This window comes from Enterobacter cloacae complex sp. CDL013, assembly GCF_049238805.1.
GTDB lineage: Bacteria > Pseudomonadota > Gammaproteobacteria > Enterobacterales > Enterobacteriaceae > Enterobacter > Enterobacter hormaechei_C.
This window is the reverse complement of record NZ_JBMKGT010000002.1, coordinates 1-20,571: the sequence shown is the minus strand read 5'-3', so window position 1 is coordinate 20,571 and position 20,571 is coordinate 1. Positions and strand designations below refer to the sequence as shown.

Annotated in this window: 19 protein-coding genes and 1 rRNA gene; 8 read left to right on the top strand and 12 right to left on the bottom strand. The window is 53.9% G+C overall.

The features are described 5' to 3' along the window. Positions 1–53: 53 nt before the first annotated feature. The 6 genes from lepB to rpoE all read right to left on the bottom strand — a co-directional run bounded on the left by lepB (position 54) and on the right by rpoE (position 5,718). Entirely contained in the window at positions 54–1,028 is a 975-nt protein-coding gene (gene lepB, locus ACOTXD_RS03175; RefSeq protein WP_003860712.1) for a signal peptidase I, read from the bottom strand. 15 nt (positions 1,029–1,043) lie between these two features. Beyond that, a complete protein-coding gene (gene lepA / locus ACOTXD_RS03170) occupies positions 1,044–2,849 on the bottom strand; it encodes a translation elongation factor 4 (RefSeq protein ID WP_003860714.1) in 1,806 nt (601 codons plus the stop codon). Between the two features lie 185 nt (positions 2,850–3,034). Continuing rightward, a complete protein-coding gene (rseC, locus tag ACOTXD_RS03165; RefSeq protein ID WP_003860716.1) occupies positions 3,035–3,511 on the bottom strand; it encodes a SoxR-reducing system protein RseC in 477 nt (158 codons plus the stop codon). Continuing rightward, on the bottom strand, positions 3,508–4,461 hold the full coding sequence (gene rseB, locus ACOTXD_RS03160; RefSeq protein WP_003860717.1) for a sigma-E factor regulatory protein RseB: 954 nt from the start codon (positions 4,459–4,461) through the stop codon (positions 3,508–3,510). Before rseB ends, rseC begins: the two co-directional genes overlap by 4 nt. Beyond that, on the bottom strand, positions 4,461–5,111 hold the full coding sequence (gene rseA / locus ACOTXD_RS03155) for an anti-sigma-E factor RseA (RefSeq protein WP_003860719.1): 651 nt from the start codon (positions 5,109–5,111) through the stop codon (positions 4,461–4,463). Before rseA ends, rseB begins: the two co-directional genes overlap by 1 nt. A gap of 31 nt (positions 5,112–5,142) precedes the next feature. Next, positions 5,143–5,718 (bottom strand): RNA polymerase sigma factor RpoE, encoded by a 576-nt coding sequence (gene rpoE / locus ACOTXD_RS03150; RefSeq protein ID WP_006176728.1) that lies wholly within the window; start codon positions 5,716–5,718, stop codon positions 5,143–5,145. A 425-nt stretch (positions 5,719–6,143) separates the two neighbouring features. Between rpoE and nadB the strand changes: the two genes are divergently transcribed. Further along, positions 6,144–7,763 carry an L-aspartate oxidase gene (gene nadB, locus ACOTXD_RS03145; RefSeq protein WP_045894643.1) on the top strand — a complete coding sequence of 540 codons (1,620 nt, stop codon included), beginning with the start codon at positions 6,144–6,146 and terminating at the stop codon, positions 7,761–7,763. Here nadB and trmN read toward each other — a convergent pair. Continuing rightward, positions 7,748–8,485: a tRNA(1)(Val) (adenine(37)-N(6))-methyltransferase TrmN gene (gene trmN / locus ACOTXD_RS03140; protein ID WP_045894642.1), complete on the bottom strand. Its 738-nt coding sequence runs from the start codon at positions 8,483–8,485 to the stop codon at positions 7,748–7,750. The two genes, nadB and trmN, sit on opposite strands and share 16 nt — an antisense overlap. Positions 8,486–8,617: 132 nt before the next feature. On the opposite strand from trmN, the gene srmB reads away from it, so the two are divergent. Then, a complete protein-coding gene (gene srmB, locus ACOTXD_RS03135; protein ID WP_003860725.1) occupies positions 8,618–9,946 on the top strand; it encodes an ATP-dependent RNA helicase SrmB in 1,329 nt (442 codons plus the stop codon). Positions 9,947–9,998: 52 nt separating this feature from the next. Here the strand turns inward: srmB and grcA are convergent, their stop codons facing one another. Further along, positions 9,999–10,382, bottom strand: a complete 384-nt coding sequence (gene grcA / locus ACOTXD_RS03130; RefSeq protein ID WP_003860727.1) for an autonomous glycyl radical cofactor GrcA — start codon at positions 10,380–10,382, stop codon at positions 9,999–10,001. Positions 10,383–10,697: 315 nt separating this feature from the next. Here grcA and ung point away from each other — a divergent pair, with 315 nt between their 5' ends. Beyond that, the gene (gene ung / locus ACOTXD_RS03125) at positions 10,698–11,387 is read left to right on the top strand and encodes a uracil-DNA glycosylase (RefSeq protein ID WP_045349762.1); all 690 of its coding nucleotides are present in this window, start codon (positions 10,698–10,700) and stop codon (positions 11,385–11,387) included. Positions 11,388–11,426: 39 nt separating this feature from the next. Here ung and ACOTXD_RS03120 read toward each other — a convergent pair whose 3' ends face one another. Continuing rightward, positions 11,427–12,512, bottom strand: coding sequence for a tRNA/rRNA methyltransferase (locus ACOTXD_RS03120; protein ID WP_022651671.1), 1,086 nt, complete (start codon positions 12,510–12,512; stop codon positions 11,427–11,429). Positions 12,513–12,716: 204 nt separating this feature from the next. Here ACOTXD_RS03120 and trxC point away from each other — a divergent pair, with 204 nt between their 5' ends. From trxC to ACOTXD_RS03095, 5 genes are all read left to right on the top strand, one after another. Further along, complete coding sequence (trxC, locus tag ACOTXD_RS03115; RefSeq protein WP_003860733.1) at positions 12,717–13,136, top strand: thioredoxin TrxC; 420 nt, start codon at positions 12,717–12,719, stop codon at positions 13,134–13,136. Positions 13,137–13,206: 70 nt separating this feature from the next. Continuing rightward, positions 13,207–13,905, top strand: coding sequence for a tRNA-uridine aminocarboxypropyltransferase (gene tapT, locus ACOTXD_RS03110; RefSeq protein WP_003860734.1), 699 nt, complete (start codon positions 13,207–13,209; stop codon positions 13,903–13,905). Between the two features lie 35 nt (positions 13,906–13,940). Next, positions 13,941–16,604, top strand: a complete 2,664-nt coding sequence (locus ACOTXD_RS03105; protein WP_003860736.1) for a bifunctional acetate--CoA ligase family protein/GNAT family N-acetyltransferase — start codon at positions 13,941–13,943, stop codon at positions 16,602–16,604. A 109-nt stretch (positions 16,605–16,713) separates the two neighbouring features. Then, positions 16,714–18,069: a CDP-diacylglycerol--serine O-phosphatidyltransferase gene (pssA, locus tag ACOTXD_RS03100; protein WP_023314682.1), complete on the top strand. Its 1,356-nt coding sequence runs from the start codon at positions 16,714–16,716 to the stop codon at positions 18,067–18,069. Between the two features lie 45 nt (positions 18,070–18,114). Further along, positions 18,115–18,438 (top strand): YfiM family lipoprotein, encoded by a 324-nt coding sequence (locus ACOTXD_RS03095; RefSeq protein WP_003860739.1) that lies wholly within the window; start codon positions 18,115–18,117, stop codon positions 18,436–18,438. On the opposite strand, the gene ACOTXD_RS03090 is transcribed toward ACOTXD_RS03095, so the two are convergent. The 3 genes from ACOTXD_RS03090 to rrf all read right to left on the bottom strand — a co-directional run. Continuing rightward, positions 18,435–19,742, bottom strand: coding sequence for an MFS family transporter (locus ACOTXD_RS03090; RefSeq protein ID WP_048208219.1), 1,308 nt, complete (start codon positions 19,740–19,742; stop codon positions 18,435–18,437). The two genes, ACOTXD_RS03095 and ACOTXD_RS03090, sit on opposite strands and share 4 nt — an antisense overlap. Before the next feature lie 151 nt (positions 19,743–19,893). Continuing rightward, positions 19,894–20,346, bottom strand: coding sequence for a DUF4385 domain-containing protein (locus tag ACOTXD_RS03085; protein WP_006811623.1), 453 nt, complete (start codon positions 20,344–20,346; stop codon positions 19,894–19,896). Positions 20,347–20,474: 128 nt separating this feature from the next. Beyond that, a 5S ribosomal RNA gene (gene rrf / locus ACOTXD_RS03080) occupies positions 20,475–20,571 on the bottom strand; the annotation flags it as partial.

The following is a 20,571-nucleotide window of genomic DNA, read 5'->3' as shown; positions in this document are numbered from 1 at the left end:
AATAATTCACGTAGCGGCGAATAAAAGCCGCTACGTGTTATTTTTGACGAAAATTAATGAATTCCGCCAATACGATTCAGGCGAACGCCGGTCGGCCACTCGCCTTCCTGCTTCTCAAAACTCATCCAGATAGCGGTTGCTTTACCGACCAGATTCGCTTCCGGCACAAAGCCCCAGTAACGGCTGTCCGCAGAGTTATCGCGGTTGTCACCCATCATGAAGTAGTGTCCCGGTGGCACAATCCAGGTCGCCAGCTGTTGGCCTGGCTGCTGGTAGTACATTGCCAGTTGATCCTGTGCGATTGGCACGGTCAGAATGCGGTGAGTGACATCGCCCAGCGTCTCTTTCCGTTCAACCAGACGAATACCGTTCTCTTTGGTTTCACCTTTTGGCACCTGGAAGAATCCGCTGGTCGCTTCACCGCCGTTACGGCGGGCAAAGGTCTGCACAAAATCACTTGGCTCAACGTTGGAGTAAGTGACTGGCAGCGCATTTTCACATGCAGTTCCAGAGCTACAGCCTGGCTGAATGGTCACCTCTTTCGCCACCGGATCGTAGGTTACTTTATCGCCCGGCAGACCTACCGCGCGTTTAATATAATCCAGCCGTGGATCTTCCGGATATTTAAACACCACGATGTCGCCACGTTTCGGATGACCCGTTTCGATCAGCGTTTTCTGGTAGATCGGATCTTTGATGCCATAGGCAAACTTCTCAACCAGAATGAAATCACCGATCAGCAGCGTTGGCATCATCGATCCTGACGGGATCTGGAACGGTTCATAGATAAAAGAACGCACCACCAGCACAATCGCCAGCACCGGGAATACCGATGCCCCTGTTTCCAGCCAGCCCGGTTTTGGGCCGACTTTTTTCAGGGTTTTCGCGTCCAGCGCATCGCCCGTGGCTGCCTGCGCGGCAGCCTGACGTTCACGGCGTTTTGGGGCGAAGATAAACTTATCCAGACACCACAACAGACCTGTCACCAGGGTAGCGATGACCAGGATCAGGGCAAACATGTTCGCCATGCCAACTCCTTAAGGTTATTTACCGTTACCGTCTTTACCAACATGAAGGATGGCAAGGAATGCTTCCTGCGGCAGCTCAACGTTACCGACCTGCTTCATACGCTTCTTACCTTCTTTCTGCTTCTGCAACAGCTTTTTCTTACGGCTGACGTCGCCGCCATAGCACTTAGCCAGAACGTTTTTACGCAGCTGCTTCACGGTTGAACGGGCAATGATGTGGTTACCAATGGCCGCCTGAATCGCAATGTCAAACTGCTGACGCGGGATGAGATCTTTCATCTTCTCAACCAGCTCACGACCACGGTACGGTGCGTTATCGTTGTGGGTGATCAGCGCCAGGGCATCAACACGCTCGCCGTTGATCAGTACATCCACGCGAACCATGTTCGAGGCCTGGAAGCGTTTGAAGTTGTAGTCCAGCGACGCATAGCCACGGGAGGTAGACTTCAGACGGTCGAAGAAGTCGAGCACTACTTCCGCCATCGGAATTTCATAGGTCAGCGCCACCTGGTTACCGTGGTAAACCATGTTGGTCTGCACGCCACGCTTCTCAATACACAGGGTGATCACGTTGCCGAGGAACTCCTGCGGCAGCAGCATGTGACACTCTGCGATAGGCTCGCGCAGTTCCTGAATATTATTCAGCGGCGGGAGCTTGGACGGGCTGTCGACGTAGATCACCTCTTTCGACGTGGTTTCTACTTCGTAGACAACCGTCGGGGCGGTGGTGATCAGATCCAGATCGTATTCACGCTCCAGACGTTCCTGAATGATCTCCATGTGCAGCAGACCGAGGAAGCCACAGCGGAAGCCGAAGCCCAGCGCCGTTGAGCTTTCTGGCTCGTAGAACAGGGAGGCATCGTTGAGGCTCAGCTTTCCGAGCGCATCGCGGAAGTTTTCGTAATCGTCAGAGCTGACCGGGAACAGACCCGCATAAACCTGCGGTTTCACCTTTTTGAAGCCTGGCAGCGCTTTATCTGCCGGGTTACGTGCACCGGTCAGGGTATCACCCACCGGCGCGCCGAGGATGTCTTTAATGGCACAGACCAGCCAGCCCACTTCGCCGCATTTCAGCTCGGTACGGTCAACCTGTTTTGGCGTGAAGATGCCCAGACGGTCAGCGTTGTAGACCTGGCCGGTGCTCATGACCTTGATTTTGTCGCCTTTACGCATGGTGCCGTTTTTAATACGCACCAGCGAAACAACGCCGAGGTAGTTATCAAACCAGGAGTCGATGATCAGCGCCTGTAGCGGCGCATCCGGGTCACCTTCCGGCGGCGGAATATCACGCACCAGACGTTCCAGTACATCCGGAACACCGACGCCGGTTTTCGCCGAGCAGCGCACAGCATCGGTCGCATCAATACCGACGATGTCTTCAATCTCTTCCGCTACGCGCTCAGGATCGGCGGCTGGCAGGTCGATTTTATTCAGAACTGGCACCACTTCGAGATCCATTTCCATGGCGGTGTAGCAGTTTGCCAGCGTCTGGGCCTCTACGCCCTGTCCGGCATCCACCACCAGCAGCGCGCCTTCGCAGGCCGCCAGCGAGCGTGACACTTCATAAGAGAAGTCAACGTGCCCTGGGGTGTCGATAAAGTTCAGTTGATAGGTTTCACCATCGGAAGCTTTATAGTCGAGCGTCACGCTCTGCGCTTTGATGGTAATACCGCGTTCGCGTTCCAGGTCCATGGAGTCCAGAACCTGGGCTGCCATTTCACGATCAGACAGGCCACCGCAAATCTGGATAATACGGTCAGACAGCGTCGACTTACCGTGGTCAATGTGAGCAATGATCGAAAAGTTACGTATGTTCTTCATATAGTTAAATAATTATGCCTTACGAATTCCTGGAGGCCGCTGTTCTTAGCCTGACGTTTTTCAGTGCGAAAACGCAGCATTCTACACTACATCCTCGTCAGCTGGAACTGCACTTAGAGCCAGGTATAGCGCGAAGAGACGGCGTTTTCTTTATGGCGATGTAAATAATAATAAAGCCCGGCAGATCACCGGGCCTCAGAAGAGAGCGTCTCAACACGAAGTTGGTCGGGTGCCAGTGCAACGCTGAGGATAACGGGCTGCCACGCTTCCCGGGCGGCAAGCCTTGGGGAAACGCCTTTAGCAAGCCAGAACCCGCCCACGCCGCCCAACGCAGCCCCGCACATGGCGGCCAAATCTGTGCCGAACAGCATCTGGAAAACCCCGCCCATCACGAACAGGCCTGCGAGCGGAGAAAGGTAAACCAGCATGGCGGAAGTGAGCAGGCTACCTTCAGCGATGCCGAGCTCCACTTTTTGCCCTGCCACCAGCGGCTGAGCGCTCGGCACAGTAATAGTGTGCGACGTTTGCGGCCCCAGCTTATTCAACACGCGGCTGCCGCAACCGGCTCGCGAAGCGCAACTGCTGCATGATGCTTTAACGTCACAGCTAACAAGCGCTACGCCATCCTGCCAGGATACGACCGTGGCCCACTCTTTAATCATTGCGCAGCCCTGAATTTAATGCTGTCTGAAATACGTTTTGCCGTTGGCGGCGGTAATTCACCGACAATGGTAATTTCCGCATTATCGCGCACCGTCGTGCTGACCGTCCGGCGACCGGTACGGAGCATCTGTTCGGAACTGTTCGCCGTAGCGCGATTGATATTCACCGAGAAGCTAAACAGCCCATCGGAATAGAGTCGCGACTCAACCGGAGTTTCGATAGTGGGCAGCTGGCGACGACTGCTGGAAACTTCGCTGAACCCTTGCGGGATCCAGGATGGTACCCAGTTAAAATTGACAGAATCGCCGGCAGGCACGGAAAGCAAAGGCGGCAGGCTGGCTTTGGCCAGATTCTGCATGCTGTTGCCGACCTGACTGTTTACGTCAAAGGAGATCACACGGAACTGCTCCAGCGTTTCACCGTCGCGATCGAGCAGATCAACGCGCATCGGCAGCTTCGTCTCTGCGTCAATCCAGACGATATAGCTGTAACGCGTCCCATCCCGCGCAACAACGCGGATCACTTCGCACAGCCTGTCGGCAATACGCGTTCGCCCCACCGAGATAAAATCATAGTAGGGGGCGAGACGTTTAAAATCGGTGTAAATGAGCGACGGCAGGGAGTCAACGATGTAGTCACCATTGAGCGTAAACGGCTCAAGGCCAGGCTCGAAATAGCTGATTTCGTTCCCACGCTGGACCACTTCCCGACGCGGGCCATCCATCTGTAAAAGCTGGGCGAGCGGCTGGTTATCAAGGCGGGCGTGGCGATAGCGTAACGATTCGACACCCTGCTTATTGATGCTGATAAATGCCAACTCGTAATTGAGTGACTGGCTGGCCAGATTCATTTGCTGCAACAACGCCCCGGATGAAACATCAGCCGAGGCGTTAGCAGAGAAGAACAGGCTACCCGCCATCAAAGACATGGCGAACCAAAGTTGCTTCATTACTGCGATTGCGTTCCTAAAGTTTGGTTTCCTGGCACCTGCACAGCAGCCTGCTGGGTTTGGGCCTGCTCAAACTGAAGCTGCTCGGAGTGCAGACGGCGCTGCAACTCGTAATCCTGCAACATCGCATTAATGCGACGGCGCTGCTCCTGTACCTGCTGTTGCTGTCCGCCGCTTGCGGAGGCATCTGCCGGTACGCCCAGGCTAACCGGGCTGGCTTTACCCATCATCGGCAGCGTATTAAACACTGGCGCTTCAGGTTGCTGATTGGCTTCAGACTGAGTGTTATAGTGCTGGACCCCAACGATAACTGCAAGCGATACGCACGCAGCGACCCCCATCTGGGTGAGCTGGCTGGCCCATGGACGCACCTTGTGCCAGAACGGCATTTTCTGCCACTGGTGAGGTGCAGGCTGCGCTTCAGGAATCAGCGGCGTGGTCTGATGAACAGGTTCGTTCTCAATGGCCGCCATAACGCGTGCTGAGATATCGAAATGGAGAACCTCACTGGTATCACCGCGCAGCGTGTCGCGGATAAGATGATAGCTCTCCCAGGTCTGTTGCATTTCGGGAGAATGAGACAACTCATCGAGCAGCTCATTATCCAGCGTTTCACCATCCATTAAAGCGGAAAGTTTTTCTTTCTGCATGCCTAATACCTTTTCCAGTATCCCGCTATCGTCAACGCCTGATAAGCGGTTGAACTTTATTATCAATGGCTTCTCGCGCACGGAAAATTCGTGAACGAACCGTGCCGACCGGACAATCCATGATGGCGGCTATCTCTTCATAGCTTAGGCCATCCAGCTCCCGTAACGTAATTGCCATGCGTAAATCTTCCGGGAGCGACTCGATCGTGCGAAAAACGATTTGTCTCAGTTCTTCTGACAACATTAAGTTCTCAGGGTTCGAAATTTCTTTCAGCGCGCCGCCACTTTCGAAGTTTTCTGCGTCGATAGCGTCAACATCACTTGAAGGCGGACGCCGGCCCTGAGCAACCAAATAATTCTTAGCCGTATTGACTGCAATACGATACAGCCAGGTATAAAAAGCACTATCCCCCCGGAATGAATCCAGCGCGCGATAGGCCTTAATAAAAGACTCTTGTACAACATCAGGAACATCGCCTGACGGTACATAGCGGGAAACCAGACTCGCTACCTTATGCTGGTAGCGCACCACCAGTAGGTTAAAAGCTTTCTGATCTCCCTTCTGGACCCGTTCAACCAGGACCTGGTCCGTTAACTGCTCGCTCATCCGAGGTAATGTCTCCCCAAACCAAATTCCACGCGTTATCGAAACGCCACTCTAACAACATTGCACTTTGAGCAAGCACCGAATTAGAGTGTCTGTTCTTCAATAAGTTCCGTAACGCCTTTGTTTTTGTTCATCGCGCCGCAGACCATTCATTTTCTCTCATTATAAGTCTGTTCACGATACGCACCCGCTTTCTAACAAGAATCATTAACTTTATCGTCAGAAGAGTAACGCAACACAGGCTTTATTTCACCACAAAATCTGAAGCTAACGATCTGCTTCGCAAAATATTTCCGGCCATTTAGCGCAGATTTATCTTCCGGGATTCCGTTTAGTCATTGCAACACACCTCAAAAAAAACGTGCGATATCTCGCATCGCAATGCTATTCTCCCCACACCATGTTTAGTAAATTAAACAAACATCATGAACACGACGCCTGAACTTCATTGTGATGTACTGATCATTGGCAGCGGTGCTGCCGGCCTCTCCCTCGCACTGCGCCTGGCGGAACATCAGAACGTAATCGTGCTGAGTAAAGGGCCGATGAGCGAAGGTTCCACCTTCTATGCACAAGGCGGTATTGCCGCGGTGTTTGATGAAACGGATAGCATTGCCTCGCATGTAGAAGACACCCTGATTGCCGGCGCCGGGATTGTGGATAAGCATGCCGCAGAGTTTGTCGCCAGCAATGCCCGCCACTGCGTGCAATGGCTTATCGATCAGGGCGTGCTGTTTGATACGCAGGTTCAGCCTAATGGTGAAGAGAGCTATCACCTGACCCGTGAAGGCGGGCACAGCCACCGCCGTATTCTGCACGCTGCTGATGCAACCGGAAAAGCGGTTGAAACCACGCTGGTCAGCAAAGCCCTCAGCCATCCCAATATTCGGGTACTGGAGCGCAGCAACGCCGTCGACCTGATTATTTCCGATAAAATTGGCCTGCCCGGCACGCGCCGTGTTGTCGGCGCATGGGTGTGGAATCGGAATAAAGAGAAGGTGGAAACCTGCCAGGCAAAAGCCGTTGTGCTGGCCACCGGCGGCGCCTCCAAGGTTTACCAGTACACGACTAACCCGGATATCGCCTCCGGAGACGGTATCGCCATGGCCTGGCGCGCAGGTTGCCGCGTGGCGAATCTGGAGTTTAACCAGTTCCATCCTACCGCCCTGTTCCACCCGCAGGCGCGTAACTTCCTGTTAACTGAAGCGTTGCGTGGCGAAGGCGCGTATCTGAAGCGTCCGGACGGTTCCAGGTTTATGCCGGACTTCGACCCCCGAGGTGAACTGGCACCGCGGGATATCGTGGCCCGCGCCATTGACCACGAGATGAAGCGGCTTGGCGTGGACTGTATGTATCTGGACATTAGCCATAAACCGGCAGACTTTATTCGCCAGCACTTCCCGATGATTTATGAAAAGCTGCTGAGTCTGGGTATTGATCTAACCCGCGATCCGGTGCCGATTGTACCTGCCGCCCACTATACCTGTGGCGGGGTGATGGTTGACGATCATGGTCGTACCGACGTGGATGGTTTGTATGCGATCGGCGAGGTCAGCTATACCGGCCTGCATGGTGCGAATCGCATGGCCTCAAACTCGCTGCTGGAGTGTCTGGTGTATGGGTGGTCGGCTGCGGAAGATATTACCAAACGCATGCCCTATGCACGTCCGACAACACACTTGCCGGCATGGGATGAAAGTCGGGTAGAAAACCCGGACGAACTGGTGGTAATCCAGCATAACTGGCACGAGCTGCGGCTTTTCATGTGGGATTATGTCGGGATTGTACGTACAACGAAGCGTCTGGAACGCGCGTTACGCCGCATCATGATGTTGCAGCAGGAAATCGATGAATATTACGCCAACTTCCGCGTTTCTAATAATCTGCTGGAGCTGCGCAACCTTGTGCAGGTTGCCGAGCTGATTGTGCGCTGTGCAATGATGCGCAAAGAGAGCCGTGGCCTGCATTATACGCTGGACTATCCCGAACCGCTTGAAACGTCCGGGCCGTCGGTGTTGACGCCGCAGGTTCACATAAACAGATAAAAGGCCTGGGTCAGAGCTGTGTAATCTTCGGAATAACGCTGGTCTGGCCCACGAATGACCATCCTGTCGATAAAGCACTCGCCCTCTTTCGGCGAGAGTGCCAGCAACACGCGGTGCGGTAAGCGTCCTTCCGTATCCGAAATATCGGTACGAAGACGCAGATTCCAGCCGATCTCATGTGCGATCTCAATGAAGGTATTACCCGTGCTTACAGGCAAGACCACGCAGAAAAATCCCTCTTCCGAGATGAGCTCCGCCGAACTGGTCAGTAGCGCCTTGTGATCGAGCGAGCCGGTGTAACGTGCCTGCTCGCGTTCCGGCGTGCCACATTCCACGCCTGGCGTGAAATATGGCGGATTGCTGACAATCAAATCGTAACGCGCGGTCTGCTCCGGCGCCCAGGTCAGGACATCGGCGCATTCTACCCTGATGCGTTCTGCCCACGGAGAGTCGGCAGCGTTTTCACTTGCCTGCCGGGCCGCCTGAGGATCAAGCTCAACGGCATCGATCGTGACGTGTTCTTCCGTTCGCTGCGCCAGCATCAGCGCCTGAAGTCCGCTGCCCGTACCAATATCCAGAATGCGTTTTACACCTGCGACAGGAGCCCATGCCCCCAGTAAAATACCGTCTGTACCGACTTTCATCGCACAACGATCGTGCGCCACAAAAAACTGTTTAAACGTAAAACCATCGCGGCGCAACTGCGCTTTGAGTTGAGACATGTCAGGGCAACCTTCTGAGTGAAACTGGAGTAGCATAGGGGAAAGCGAAGTGGTCGAAAAGCGATATCCATACAAACAGATGAAGATTACAGCCGTAACGTCTATAATCAGCGCCCCACACAGAGGTAGAACATGACTGTAACGACTTTTTCCGAACTTGAACTCGATGAAAGCCTGCTCAATGCCCTTGAGAGCAAAGGCTTTACACGCCCGACCGCCATTCAGGCCGCGGCCATTCCGCCTGCGCTTGAGGGCCGCGATGTGCTCGGTTCTGCGCCAACCGGCACGGGGAAGACAGCAGCCTACTTGCTGCCTGTGTTGCAGCATTTGCTCGACTTTCCGCGTAAAAAATCAGGCCCGCCGCGCATTTTGATCCTGACCCCGACCCGTGAACTGGCGATGCAGGTTGCCGAACACGCGCGTGAGCTGGCGGCGAACACCCATCTGGATATCGCGACCATCACCGGCGGCGTAGCGTATATGAACCACGCCGAAGTGTTCAGCGAAAACCAGGATATCGTTGTCGCGACGACAGGCCGTCTGCTGCAATACATAAAAGAAGAGAACTTCGACTGCCGCGCAGTGGAAACGCTGATTCTCGATGAAGCTGACCGCATGCTGGACATGGGCTTTGCCCAGGATATCGAACACATCGCGGGTGAAACGCGCTGGCGTAACCAGACAATGCTGTTCTCGGCAACCCTTGAAGGGGATGCCATTAAAGATTTCGCCGAACGTCTGCTGGAAGATCCGGTGGAAGTGTCCGCTACGCCATCGACCCGTGAGCGTAAGAAGATCCACCAGTGGTACTACCGCGCAGATAACCTTGAGCATAAGGTTGAGTTGTTGAAACACCTGCTGAAGCAGGAAGAGGCAACCCGTACCATCGTATTCGTACGCAAACGTGAGCGCGTGCATGAACTGGCAGAAATGCTGCGCAATGCCGGTATCAACAACTGCTATCTCGAAGGTGAAATGGCGCAGGTTAAGCGTACCGAAGGGATTAAGCGCCTGACCGATGGCCGCGTGAATGTGCTGGTTGCCACCGACGTTGCCGCGCGCGGGATCGACATCCCGGACGTGAGCCACGTGATCAACTTTGATATGCCGCGCAGCGGTGATACTTACCTGCACCGTATTGGTCGTACCGGCCGTGCGGGCCGCAAAGGTATTGCTATCTCTCTGGTAGAAGCGCACGACCATTTGCTGCTACAGAAAATTGGCCGCTACGTTGAGGAGCCGCTGAAAGCTCGCGTGATTGACGGACTTCGTCCGACCACACGTGCGCCGAGTGAAAAAATGACGGGTAAACCGTCCAAGAAAGCGCTCGCGAAACGTGCTGAGAGAAAAGAGAAAGAAAAAGAGAAGCCGCGCGTTAAACAGCGCCACCGCGATACCAAAAATATTGGTAAGCGCCGTAAGCCAAGCTCTGCTGCGTCAGAGACAAAAACGGAAGAGTAAAAAAAAGCCGGGACATTCCCGGCTTTTTTATTCCACCCCCAAAGCTGAAACCTTACAGGCTTTCAGTAAAGGTACGCGCGATAACGTCGCGCTGCTGTTCCGGGGTCAGAGAGTTGAAACGCACCGCATAGCCAGACACACGGATGGTCAGCTGCGGGTATTTTTCCGGGTGCTCAACGGCATCCATCAGCGTTTCGCGACGCAGGACGTTAACGTTCAGGTGCTGACCACCTTCCACGCGTACTTCTGGCTGCACTTGCATTGGAATTTCACGGTATTCAATTTCGCCCAGTTTGCTCACCGGAACGATTTCGTCTTCCGCAAAACCTGCTTTCGCTACTACACAGCGCGCTTCGTTTTTCTCGCTGTCCAGCAGCCAGAAAGAGTTCAGCAGATCGTCATTTGCAGCTTTAGTAATCTGGATACCTGTAATCATGTGTTGCCTCCCTTAGGCTACATTAACTGATGCTGGCCTTTTGCGGCCAATTGGTAAAACCATTGTTTGTTGTGTGTATATATAACATTCAGCCCCGGGTGATTTATTGATTTAAATCAACAAAACCACCAACCACACAAAGAGTGTGGTCTGTATTTTTTGTTTTAGATCAATTTTAAAGGTTTACCAATTCAACTTATCCTGCCTGGTTTTCAACATAAATTGAGTCACTTAGCCTGCTTTTCCGCGGGTAATTTTGCTCATTGGTGTTTAACAGGTAAGCTAGACACAGAATGAGATTCGCAGGAGAGCGAGATGACAACACCTTTAACCTGGCATGACGTGCTGGCTGAAGAGAAGCAGCAGGCCTATTTTATAAATACCCTCAGTACCGTTGCGGCTGAACGGCAGGCCGGCCAGACAATTTATCCGCCGCAGAAAGATGTGTTTAACGCCTTCCGCTACACCGAACTGAGCGATGTAAAGGTGGTTATCCTGGGGCAGGATCCATACCACGGCCCCGGGCAGGCTCACGGACTGGCATTTTCCGTACGTCCGGGCGTGGCCATCCCCCCTTCTCTGTTGAATATGTATAAAGAGCTGGAAGGAACGATTCCGGGTTTCACCCGCCCTAATCACGGTTATCTGGAAAGCTGGGCGCGCCAGGGCGTGCTGTTGCTGAATACCGTATTAACCGTCCGGGCGGGTCAGGCACACTCCCACGCCAGTCTGGGATGGGAAACCTTTACCGATAAGGTTATCAGCCTGATCAATGAGCATCGTGAAGGCGTCGTGTTTTTACTCTGGGGTTCGCATGCCCAAAAGAAAGGGGCGATTATCGATCGTCAGCGTCATCACGTGCTGAAGGCGCCGCACCCGTCGCCGCTGTCTGCGCATCGTGGTTTCTTTGGCAGTAATCATTTTGTTCTGACGAATGAGTGGCTGGAAAAGCGTGGCGAAAAGCCGATTGACTGGATGCCTGTGTTACCGGCAGAGAGCGAGTAGGGTTTGAATGTGCCGGGTCAGGCCCGGCACATAAAAGGCTTATGCCTTGTTCTGACGCCACCATTCCGCCAGCAGCACGCCGGTCGCAACGGATACGTTCAGGCTTTCAACGTTGCCAGTGCCGTCGATAGAGACGCTCAGGTCAGCGCTGGAGAGTGCCGCATCAGACAGACCATCGCGCTCCTGACCTAACACCAGCACCATTTTGCGCGGCAACGTCGCTTTAAACAACGGCGTAGCGGCACGGCTTGAGGTGGTGACAATGGTGTAGCCCGCTTTACGGAATTGCTCCAGGGCTTCCAGCACGCTGTCGCCGGTGATCGGCTGAACGTGCTCTGCACCACCTTCCGCAGTACGAATCGCCGCACCGGATTCCAGCAGCGCGGCATCCTGCAACAGAACGCCTTTCACGCCAAAGTGCGCGCAGCTACGCATCATAGCGCCCAGGTTATGCGGGTTACCCACATCTTCCAGCGCCAGCACGCAGTCATCGGCATCCGCCTGGCTAACCCACTGCTGCACGGTAGTGCCGTTACGTTTTTTGATCAGGAAGCAGACGCCGCCGTGGTGTTCTGTACCGGACGCTTTTGTCAACTCGGCATCGTCAACCACGTGGTAGGCTTTGCGGTTCGCCGCCATCCAGCGCAGCGCTTCTTTAAAGCGCGGGGTCACGCTCTGGATAAACCATGCACGAACGATACACTCCGGGCGGCTCTGGAACAGGGCCTGACAGGCGTTCTCACCGTAGACACGGGTCTCTTCCGCACGCTGACGACGCAGCACTTCCGGATCGATAAAGCTTTTTCCGCTGATACCGCCGTGATCGGCTTTTTCGGTCGTCTCTTCACCGGGCGCGCGAGAAACGGTACGCCATGGCGATCCACCGTCGCGGACAAAATCATCGCGTTTGCGATCGTCACGCTTACGGTCATCACGTTTGCGGTCATCGCCGCGGTTATTTCTGTCATCGCGGGCGGGGCGACGGCCACCGTCTGCACGAGAAGACGCCGGACGCCCGCCACCTTTTCCGGTACGCGGATTTTGGGTGCGTTTATCAGAGTCATCATCACTGCGGACATACATCACTTTGACCTTGCCGCTTTTGTTTTTCATTTCGTCGTTCATGCTTTTCTCCACCAGCGCTGCGCGAAGCGCGCAGATTACCCGATGTGCAAGCTCATAGCCATAATTTCGTACAAAAGCCTGTGACTATTGTTCCCATTGAATAAAACGCGTTGTCGTTTCATACAGGCTCACTGATAATATGTAACATATCAGAAACATTATCGGCGTTCTGCCGTTGTTCCACGGCTCTATCAGAGGTTAGTTATGAATACCGTATGTGCCAACTGTCAGGCTTTAAACCGCATTCCGGACGATCGGATGGATGACGGTGCGAAATGCGGGCGTTGTGGCCACGAATTATTTGATGGCGATGTCATTAACGCGACGGGTGCTACGCTGGACAAACTCCTCAAGGACGATCTGCCTGTTGTGGTCGATTTCTGGGCACCGTGGTGCGGCCCCTGCCGTAACTTTGCGCCCATCTTCGAAGACGTGGCTGAAGAGCGCAGCGGGAAAATGCGTTTTGTCAAAGTGAATACCGAAGCGGAACGTGAACTCAGCGCCCGTTTTCGCATTCGCAGCATTCCAACCATTATGATTTTCAAAAATGGTGAAGTGATCGACATGCTCAATGGTGCAGTACCAAAAGCGCCTTTCGACAGCTGGTTAAACGAATCCCTGTAACATTCGCGGGGCATATCTTGTGCCCCGTTCTCTCCTCTGCGAAAATGGGGTTTTTCCTGCCTTTTCGCCCATGACTGATAACGCTGTACTTCAATTACGCGCCGAGCGCCTTGCGCGCGCCACCCGCCCTTTTCTGGCCCGAGGCAATCGTATTCGCCGCTGCCAGCGCTGCCTTTTACCGCTGAAAGTGTGTCTGTGCGAAACGCTTGCGCCGAGCGAGGCGAAAAGCCGCTTTTGTCTGGTCATGTTCGATACCGAACCGATGAAGCCCAGCAACACAGGGCGTTTGATCGCCGATATTCTACCCAACACCGCAGCGTTTCAGTGGTCGCGCACTGAGCCACCTCAGGCTCTGCTCGACCTGGTGGCAAGCCCGGACTATCAGCCCATGGTCGTTTTCCCGGCATCATATGCAGGCGAACAACGTCAGGTACTTACGGCGCCACCATCCGGTAAGCCGCCGCTGTTTATTATGCTCGACGGCACCTGGACCGAAGCAAGAAAGATGTTTCGCAAAAGCCCTTATCTTGATGCGCTGCCGGTGATTTCCGTCGATCTGTCGCGTGTTTCGGCCTATCGCTTGCGTGAAGCGCATGCCGACGGTCAATATTGCACCGCTGAAGTCGCCATAGCGCTACTGGATCTGGCGGGCGATACCCAGGCGGCCGGCGCGCTGGGCAGTCACTTCTCCTGCTTCCGCGAACGTTATCTTGCGGGAAAAACCGTTCATAAGGGTAGTGTCACAGCAACTGAGGCAGAAAGCGTTTAAAATCATCAGGTCGCTTGCATTCACAGGAGGCCTGCATGAGCCAGAGAGGGTTAGAAGCGCTACTCCGTCCGAAATCCATTGCCGTTATTGGCGCCTCGATGAAACCGGACCGCGCAGGGTATCTGATGATGCGCAATCTGCTGGCTGGCGGATTTAACGGCCCGGTCATGCCCGTTACGCCCGCTTATAAGGCGGTACAGGGGGTGCTGGCGTGGCCGGACGTGCAAAGTTTACCGTTTGTTCCCGACCTCGCCGTGCTCTGTACGCATGCGAAACGAAACCTCGAATTGCTTGAGTCGCTCGGTCAGAAAGGCTGTAAAACCTGCATTATTCTTTCCTCGCCTCCTGAACAGCAGCCCGAACTGCTGGCCTGCGCCAGCCGCTACCAGATGCGCATTCTTGGTCCAAATAGCCTCGGTCTGCTTGCGCCCTGGCAAGGGCTGAATGCCAGTTTTTCCCCGGTTCCGATCCGTAAAGGCAAACTGGCCTTTATTTCGCAGTCGGCTGCGGTATCCAATACCATCCTCGACTGGGCGCAGCAGCGTGAGATGGGCTTTTCCTATTTCATTGCCCTCGGCGACAGCCTGGACATTGACGTCGATGAGCTGTTGGATTTCCTGGCGCGTGACAGCAAAACCAGCGCTATCCTGCTCTACCTTGAACACCTGAGTGACGCCCGTCGTTTTGTGTCGGCGTCGCGTAGCGCATCACGTAATAAACCGATTCTGGTCATCAAAAGCGGGCGCAGCCCCGCGGCTCAGCGCCTGCTACATTCCCGTTCCGGGATGGATCCCGCATGGGATGCAGCGATCCAGCGCGCCGGTTTATTGCGGGTACAGGATACGCACGAGCTTTTTTCCGCCGTCGAAACGTTAAGCCACATGCGCCCCCTGCGCGGTGAAAAGCTGATGATTGTCAGCAACGGTGCAGCTCCCGCCGCCCTGGCGCTGGACGAGCTCTGGCTACGCAACGGCAAGCTGGCCACGCTGGGTGAAGAGACGCTCCAGCGCCTGCGGGATGCGTTACCGGGAAGCGTTGTTCCCGATAATCCCCTCGATTTGCGCGATGATGCCAGCAGCGATCGTTACATTAAGGCGATCACGATTTTGCTGGATAGCCAGGACTTTGATGCGCTGATGATTATCCATTCGCCCAGCGCGGTTGCGCCAGGCAGCGAAAGTGCGCGTGCGCTGATTGAGGCGGTCCGAAACCATCCCCGCGGCAAATACGTTACCCTGCTGACCAACTGGTGCGGCGAATTCTCCTCGCAGGAGGCACGGCGTCTGTTTAGTGAAGCCGGGTTGCCAACCTACCGTACCCCAGAGGGCACCATTACCGCGTTTATGCATATGGTTGAATACCGCCGCAACCAGAAGCAGCTGCGTGAAACGCCTGCCCTGCCGGGCAATCTCACCGCAAATTCGGTGGATGTGCACAGGCTTTTGCAGCAGGCCATCGAAGAGGGCGCCACTTCTCTTGACACACATGAGGTACAACCCATTCTTGGCAGTTATGGAATGCAAACCCTGCCCACCTGGATTGCCGGCGACAGCGCTGAGGCGGTACATATTGCTGAGCAGATTGGTTATCCGGTCGCGCTGAAGCTGCGCTCTCCCGATATTCCGCACAAATCGGATGTGCAGGGCGTCATGCTGTATCTGCGCACCGCGACAGAAGTACAACAGGCCGCGGATGCCATTATCGATCGCGTAAAAATGACGTGGCCACAGGCCAGGATCCACGGCCTGCTGGTGCAGAGCATGGCCAACCGTGCAGGTGCGCAGGAGCTGCGCGTGGTTGTCGAACACGATCCGGTTTTTGGTCCGCTCATTATGCTGGGTGAAGGCGGCGTTGAGTGGCGGCCAGAAGAACAGGCGGTTGTCGCGCTTCCCCCTCTGAACATGAACCTGGCGCGTTATTTAATTATTCAGGCCATCAAAAGCAAAAAAATCCGCGGGAGAAGCGCTCTGCGGCCGCTTGATATCGCCGGATTAAGCCAGTTTCTGGTGAAGGTCTCCAACCTCATTGTTGACTGTGCGGAGATCCAGCGCCTGGATATCCACCCCCTTCTTGCCTCCGGAAATGAATTTACCGCCCTGGACGTGACGCTGGATATTGCGCCCTATATCGGTGACCCGGAAAGCCGTCTCGCCATTCGTCCTTATCCTCTTCATCTGGAAGAGTGGGTGGAGATGAAAAATGGGGAGCGGGCGCTGTTTCGCCCTATCCTGCCGGAAGACGAGCCGCTGCTGCGGGCGTTCATCTCGCAGGTGACGAAGGAAGATTTGTACTATCGCTATTTCAGCGAAATCAATGAATTTACCCATGACGATTTAGCCAATATGACCCAGATCGACTACGATCGAGAAATGGCGATTGTGGCGGTCCGCCGTTCCGGAGCGGGAGAGGAGATCCTCGGCGTGACGCGCGCTATTTCCGACCCGGATAACGTGGATGCGGAGTTTGCCGTACTGGTGCGTTCCGATCTTAAGGGTTTGGGGTTGGGCAGACGGCTGCTCGAAAAACTTATTGGTTATACGCGCGCTCACGGATTGTCACGCCTGAATGGCATTACTATGCCAAACAATCGGGGTATGGTGACCCTGGCGCGGAAGCTCGGTTTTGACGTTGATATCCAGCTGGATGAAGGCATTGTCTCTCTGTCCCTCAGCCTGACTTCGACGGATAAACAAGAGTAAGCTGCTGGAAATGTTACCCACTTTTACCGGCACTGGGGTATCATTGTCCGCTTATGTTGTTTGCCTGGTACAGACAACCCTTCAATGAACAGAGAAGAAACGCACTGTGATGTTGTCAAAATTTAAGCGTAATAAACATCAACAACACCTTGCTCAACTACCGAAGATTTCTCAGTCAGTTGATGATGTAGAGTTCTTTTATGCTCCCGCTCATTTCCGGGAGACGCTTCTTGAAAAGATTGCCAGCGCTACGCGACGTATTTGCATTGTGGCGCTCTATCTTGAACAAGATGAAGGTGGGCGTGCGATCCTGAACGCGCTCTATGAAGCGAAACGTCAGCGTCCGGAACTGGATGTTCGCGTGCTGGTTGACTGGCACCGTGCTCAGCGTGGCCGTATTGGTGCGGCTGCCTCGAATACCAATGCTGACTGGTATTGCCGCACGGCCCAGGAAAATCCGGGTATTGATATCCCGGTGTATGGCGTACCGGTGAATACCCGTGAAGCGCTTGGCGTTCTTCATTTTAAAGGATTTATCATTGATGACAGCGTCCTTTATAGCGGCGCCAGCCTGAATGATGTGTATCTCCATCAGCTCGGTAAATACCGCTACGATCGCTACCATCTGATCCGCAATCCGCAGATGGCTGACATCATGTTCAACTGGGTTGATAAAAACCTGGTTCATGGTCGGGGTGTGCACCGTCTTGACGATCCTCATCGTCCGAAAAGCCCGGAAATCAAAAACGACGTTCGCTCCTTCCGCCAGGAACTGCGCGATGCGGTTTATCGTTTTCAGGGTGATGCCAGTAATGAAGAACTGTCCGTTACGCCACTGGTAGGCCTGGGGAAATCCAGCCTGCTGAACAAGACCATCTTTCATTTGATGCCGTGCGCTGAACATAAGCTCACCATCTGCACCCCTTACTTTAACCTTCCCGCCGTTCTGGTGCGTAATATCATTCAGCTGCTGCGTGATGGTAAAAAGGTGGAAATCATTGTCGGGGATAAAACGGCAAATGACTTTTTCATTCCGGAAGATCAGCCTTTCAAGATCATCGGCGCACTGCCTTATCTCTATGAGATTAACCTGCGTCGCTTCCTGAGCCGTTTACAGTACTATGTGAACACGGACCAGCTGGTTGTGCGTCTCTGGAAAGATGAAGACAACAGCTATCACCTCAAAGGGATGTGGGTGGATGATGAGTGGATGCTGCTGACCGGTAATAACCTGAACCCACGCGCCTGGCGTCTGGATCTGGAAAACGCCATCCTTATTCATGATCCTCAGCATGCGTTAGCCGCGAAACGCGATCGTGAGCTGGAGCTTATACGCACGCATACCACAGTGGTTCGTCATTATCGCGATCTGCAAAGCATCGCTGATTATCCGGTGAAAGTTCGCAAGCTGATTCGCCGTCTACGTCGGATCCGTATCGACCGCCTCATCAGCCGCATTCTGTAATACACGAGCCCTGTCATCGACGGGGCTTTTTTATGGAGTCTGTTAATGCGTACGCCTTTCCTGATAATCCCTCTTTTCCTGACCGGTTGCAGCCATATGGCTAATGATAACTGGTCGGGTCAGGATAAAGCTCAACACTTTCTGGCGTCTGCAATGTTGTCCGCTGCGGGTAATGAGTATGCGCTGCACCAGGGGTATAGCCGGGATCGAAGTGCCACAATGGGCCTGATGTTCTCCATCAGCCTGGGGGCATCAAAAGAACTTTGGGATAGCCGCCCCTCGGGAAGCGGCTGGAGCTGGAAAGATTTTGCCTGGGACGTAGCCGGGGCAACAACCGGCTACGCCGTCTGGCAGATGGCGCATTATTAAAGGCGGATCCCTTTTCCTTTACGATGCAGCATCAGGGAGACAATAAACGCCAGCGCCCCCATGATGGTGACATACCAGAAGAAGGTCGTTTCACTGCCCCATGACTTTAGGGATAGCGCGACATATTCTGCTGATCCGCCAAACAGGGCGTTAGCGACCGCATAAGAGAGGCCTACGCCCAGCGCCCTCACCTGTGCGGGAAACATTTCCGCTTTCAAAATGCCACTGATTGCCGTGTAAAAACTAATAATAATAAGTGCCACCATAATCAAAGCGAAAGCGGCATACGGAGAGGTTGTATGCTGTAGCGCCGTCAAAAGCGGAACAGTCCCCAGGGTGAGCATGCCACCAAAGATCAGCATGGAGGTGCGGCGACCTATTTTGTCCGACAGCGCGCCAACAATCGGCTGGATGAGCATAAAGACCAGTAACGCCACCGTCATGACGACACTCGCAACGTTAGCATGCATGCCCGTCGTGTTGACCAGATATTTTTGCATATAGGTGGTGAAGGTATAGAAGCTTAGCGAGCCTGCGGCGGTAAAGCCTAGTACCATCAAAAATGCTTTGCGGTTACGCCACAGCCCTTTCATCGAACCGGCTTCTTTCAGCGCCCTGACCTCCTGTTGGGAGGTTTCATCAAGCTGACGGCGTAACCACAGCGCCACAACCGCCAGGGCGGCCCCCAGGGCAAACGGTATGCGCCAGCCCCAGGCGCGTAAATCTTCATCGCTAAGGATTTGTTGAAGGATCACCACAACCAGTAACGCCAGTAGCTGTCCGCCAATGAGGGTTACATACTGGAATGATGCATAGAAACCTTTGCGCCCTTCAACAGCCACTTCGCTCATGTATGTCGCGCTGGTGCCGTATTCGCCACCCACTGACAGCCCCTGGAACAGACGTGCCAGCAACAGCAACGCCGGTGCCCATGTTCCGATAGTGTCATATCCGGGAAGGCAGGCAATCACCAGCGAGCCGACGCACATCATGCATACGGAGATGAGCATGGATGTCTTGCGCCCTTTCCTGTCCGCGATCCTGCCGAACAGCCATCCGCCAATGGGACGCATCAGGAACCCGGCGGCAAAAACGCCTGCGGTTTGCAGAAGCTGCGTTGTGGTGTTCCCTGATGGGAAAAAGATATGCGCAAAGTAGAGTGAACAGAATGAATAGACGTAAAAATCAAACCACTCTACAAGGTTCCCCGATGAGGCTCCAACAATTGCCCAAACCCGACGGCGAGTATCCTTGCCTGCTAAATTTGTGTTATCCGTATCTGCACTGGCTACGGTTTCTGTCATTTTAAAATCCCCTGTCTCACATTGCGGGCCATTGCCCACAAACAGTAAAACCGGATTTAAAACGAATCGTTAGGTAAATAAAATGTTTCCAATATGTTTCATTGGATTTTGTGAACTCGATCAGGTATCGAATTATTAGCGGACGTAGTAATTATCCCCACGCTTGCTGGTGAGCCTTTTTTCGCTGCAAATAATCTTCATCGGCACGAATTTTATCCCACCACGTTTTGAATACCGCAGCGGCCTCTGCTTTTACTGGATCGTGATCGAGGGGTTTGACCTGGCGCTTCTCATCATATTTTTTTCCGCCTTTATGATTGGCGTATCGCCGGGCACGGGTGTATCCCATCTGTATGAATTTACGCGCCATATCCATACCTACAAAATCGTTATTCCTGCGGTACTCTTCAAAGAGGGCGTAGATCTCTTCTGCCGAACGCGCTGCGACTTCAGCATTTTTATAACGCCAGTGTGGAAGGATTTCGCTTTTATAAGGCTCGACCATCAATACGCCCTGCTCACCCCGGCCCACCTGATACCGTTCGGGATGTTCGCGAAAATTAATATTGGCAAAATCTTGTTGATAATCAAAGGGACGAGTCAAAGCGGCACCATTGTTAAAATTGTTTTAACAATTGTAAGCCGGATAAGGGGAAGCCGCTATCCGGCATGTTTTCCGCGCCCAAAGCAAAAAACCCCGTACCTTACGGTACGGGGTTTTTCTTGTTTGATGCCTGGCAGTTCCCTACTCTCACATGGGGAGACCCCACACTACCATCGGCGCTACGGCGTTTCACTTCTGAGTTCGGCATGGGGTCAGGTGGGACCA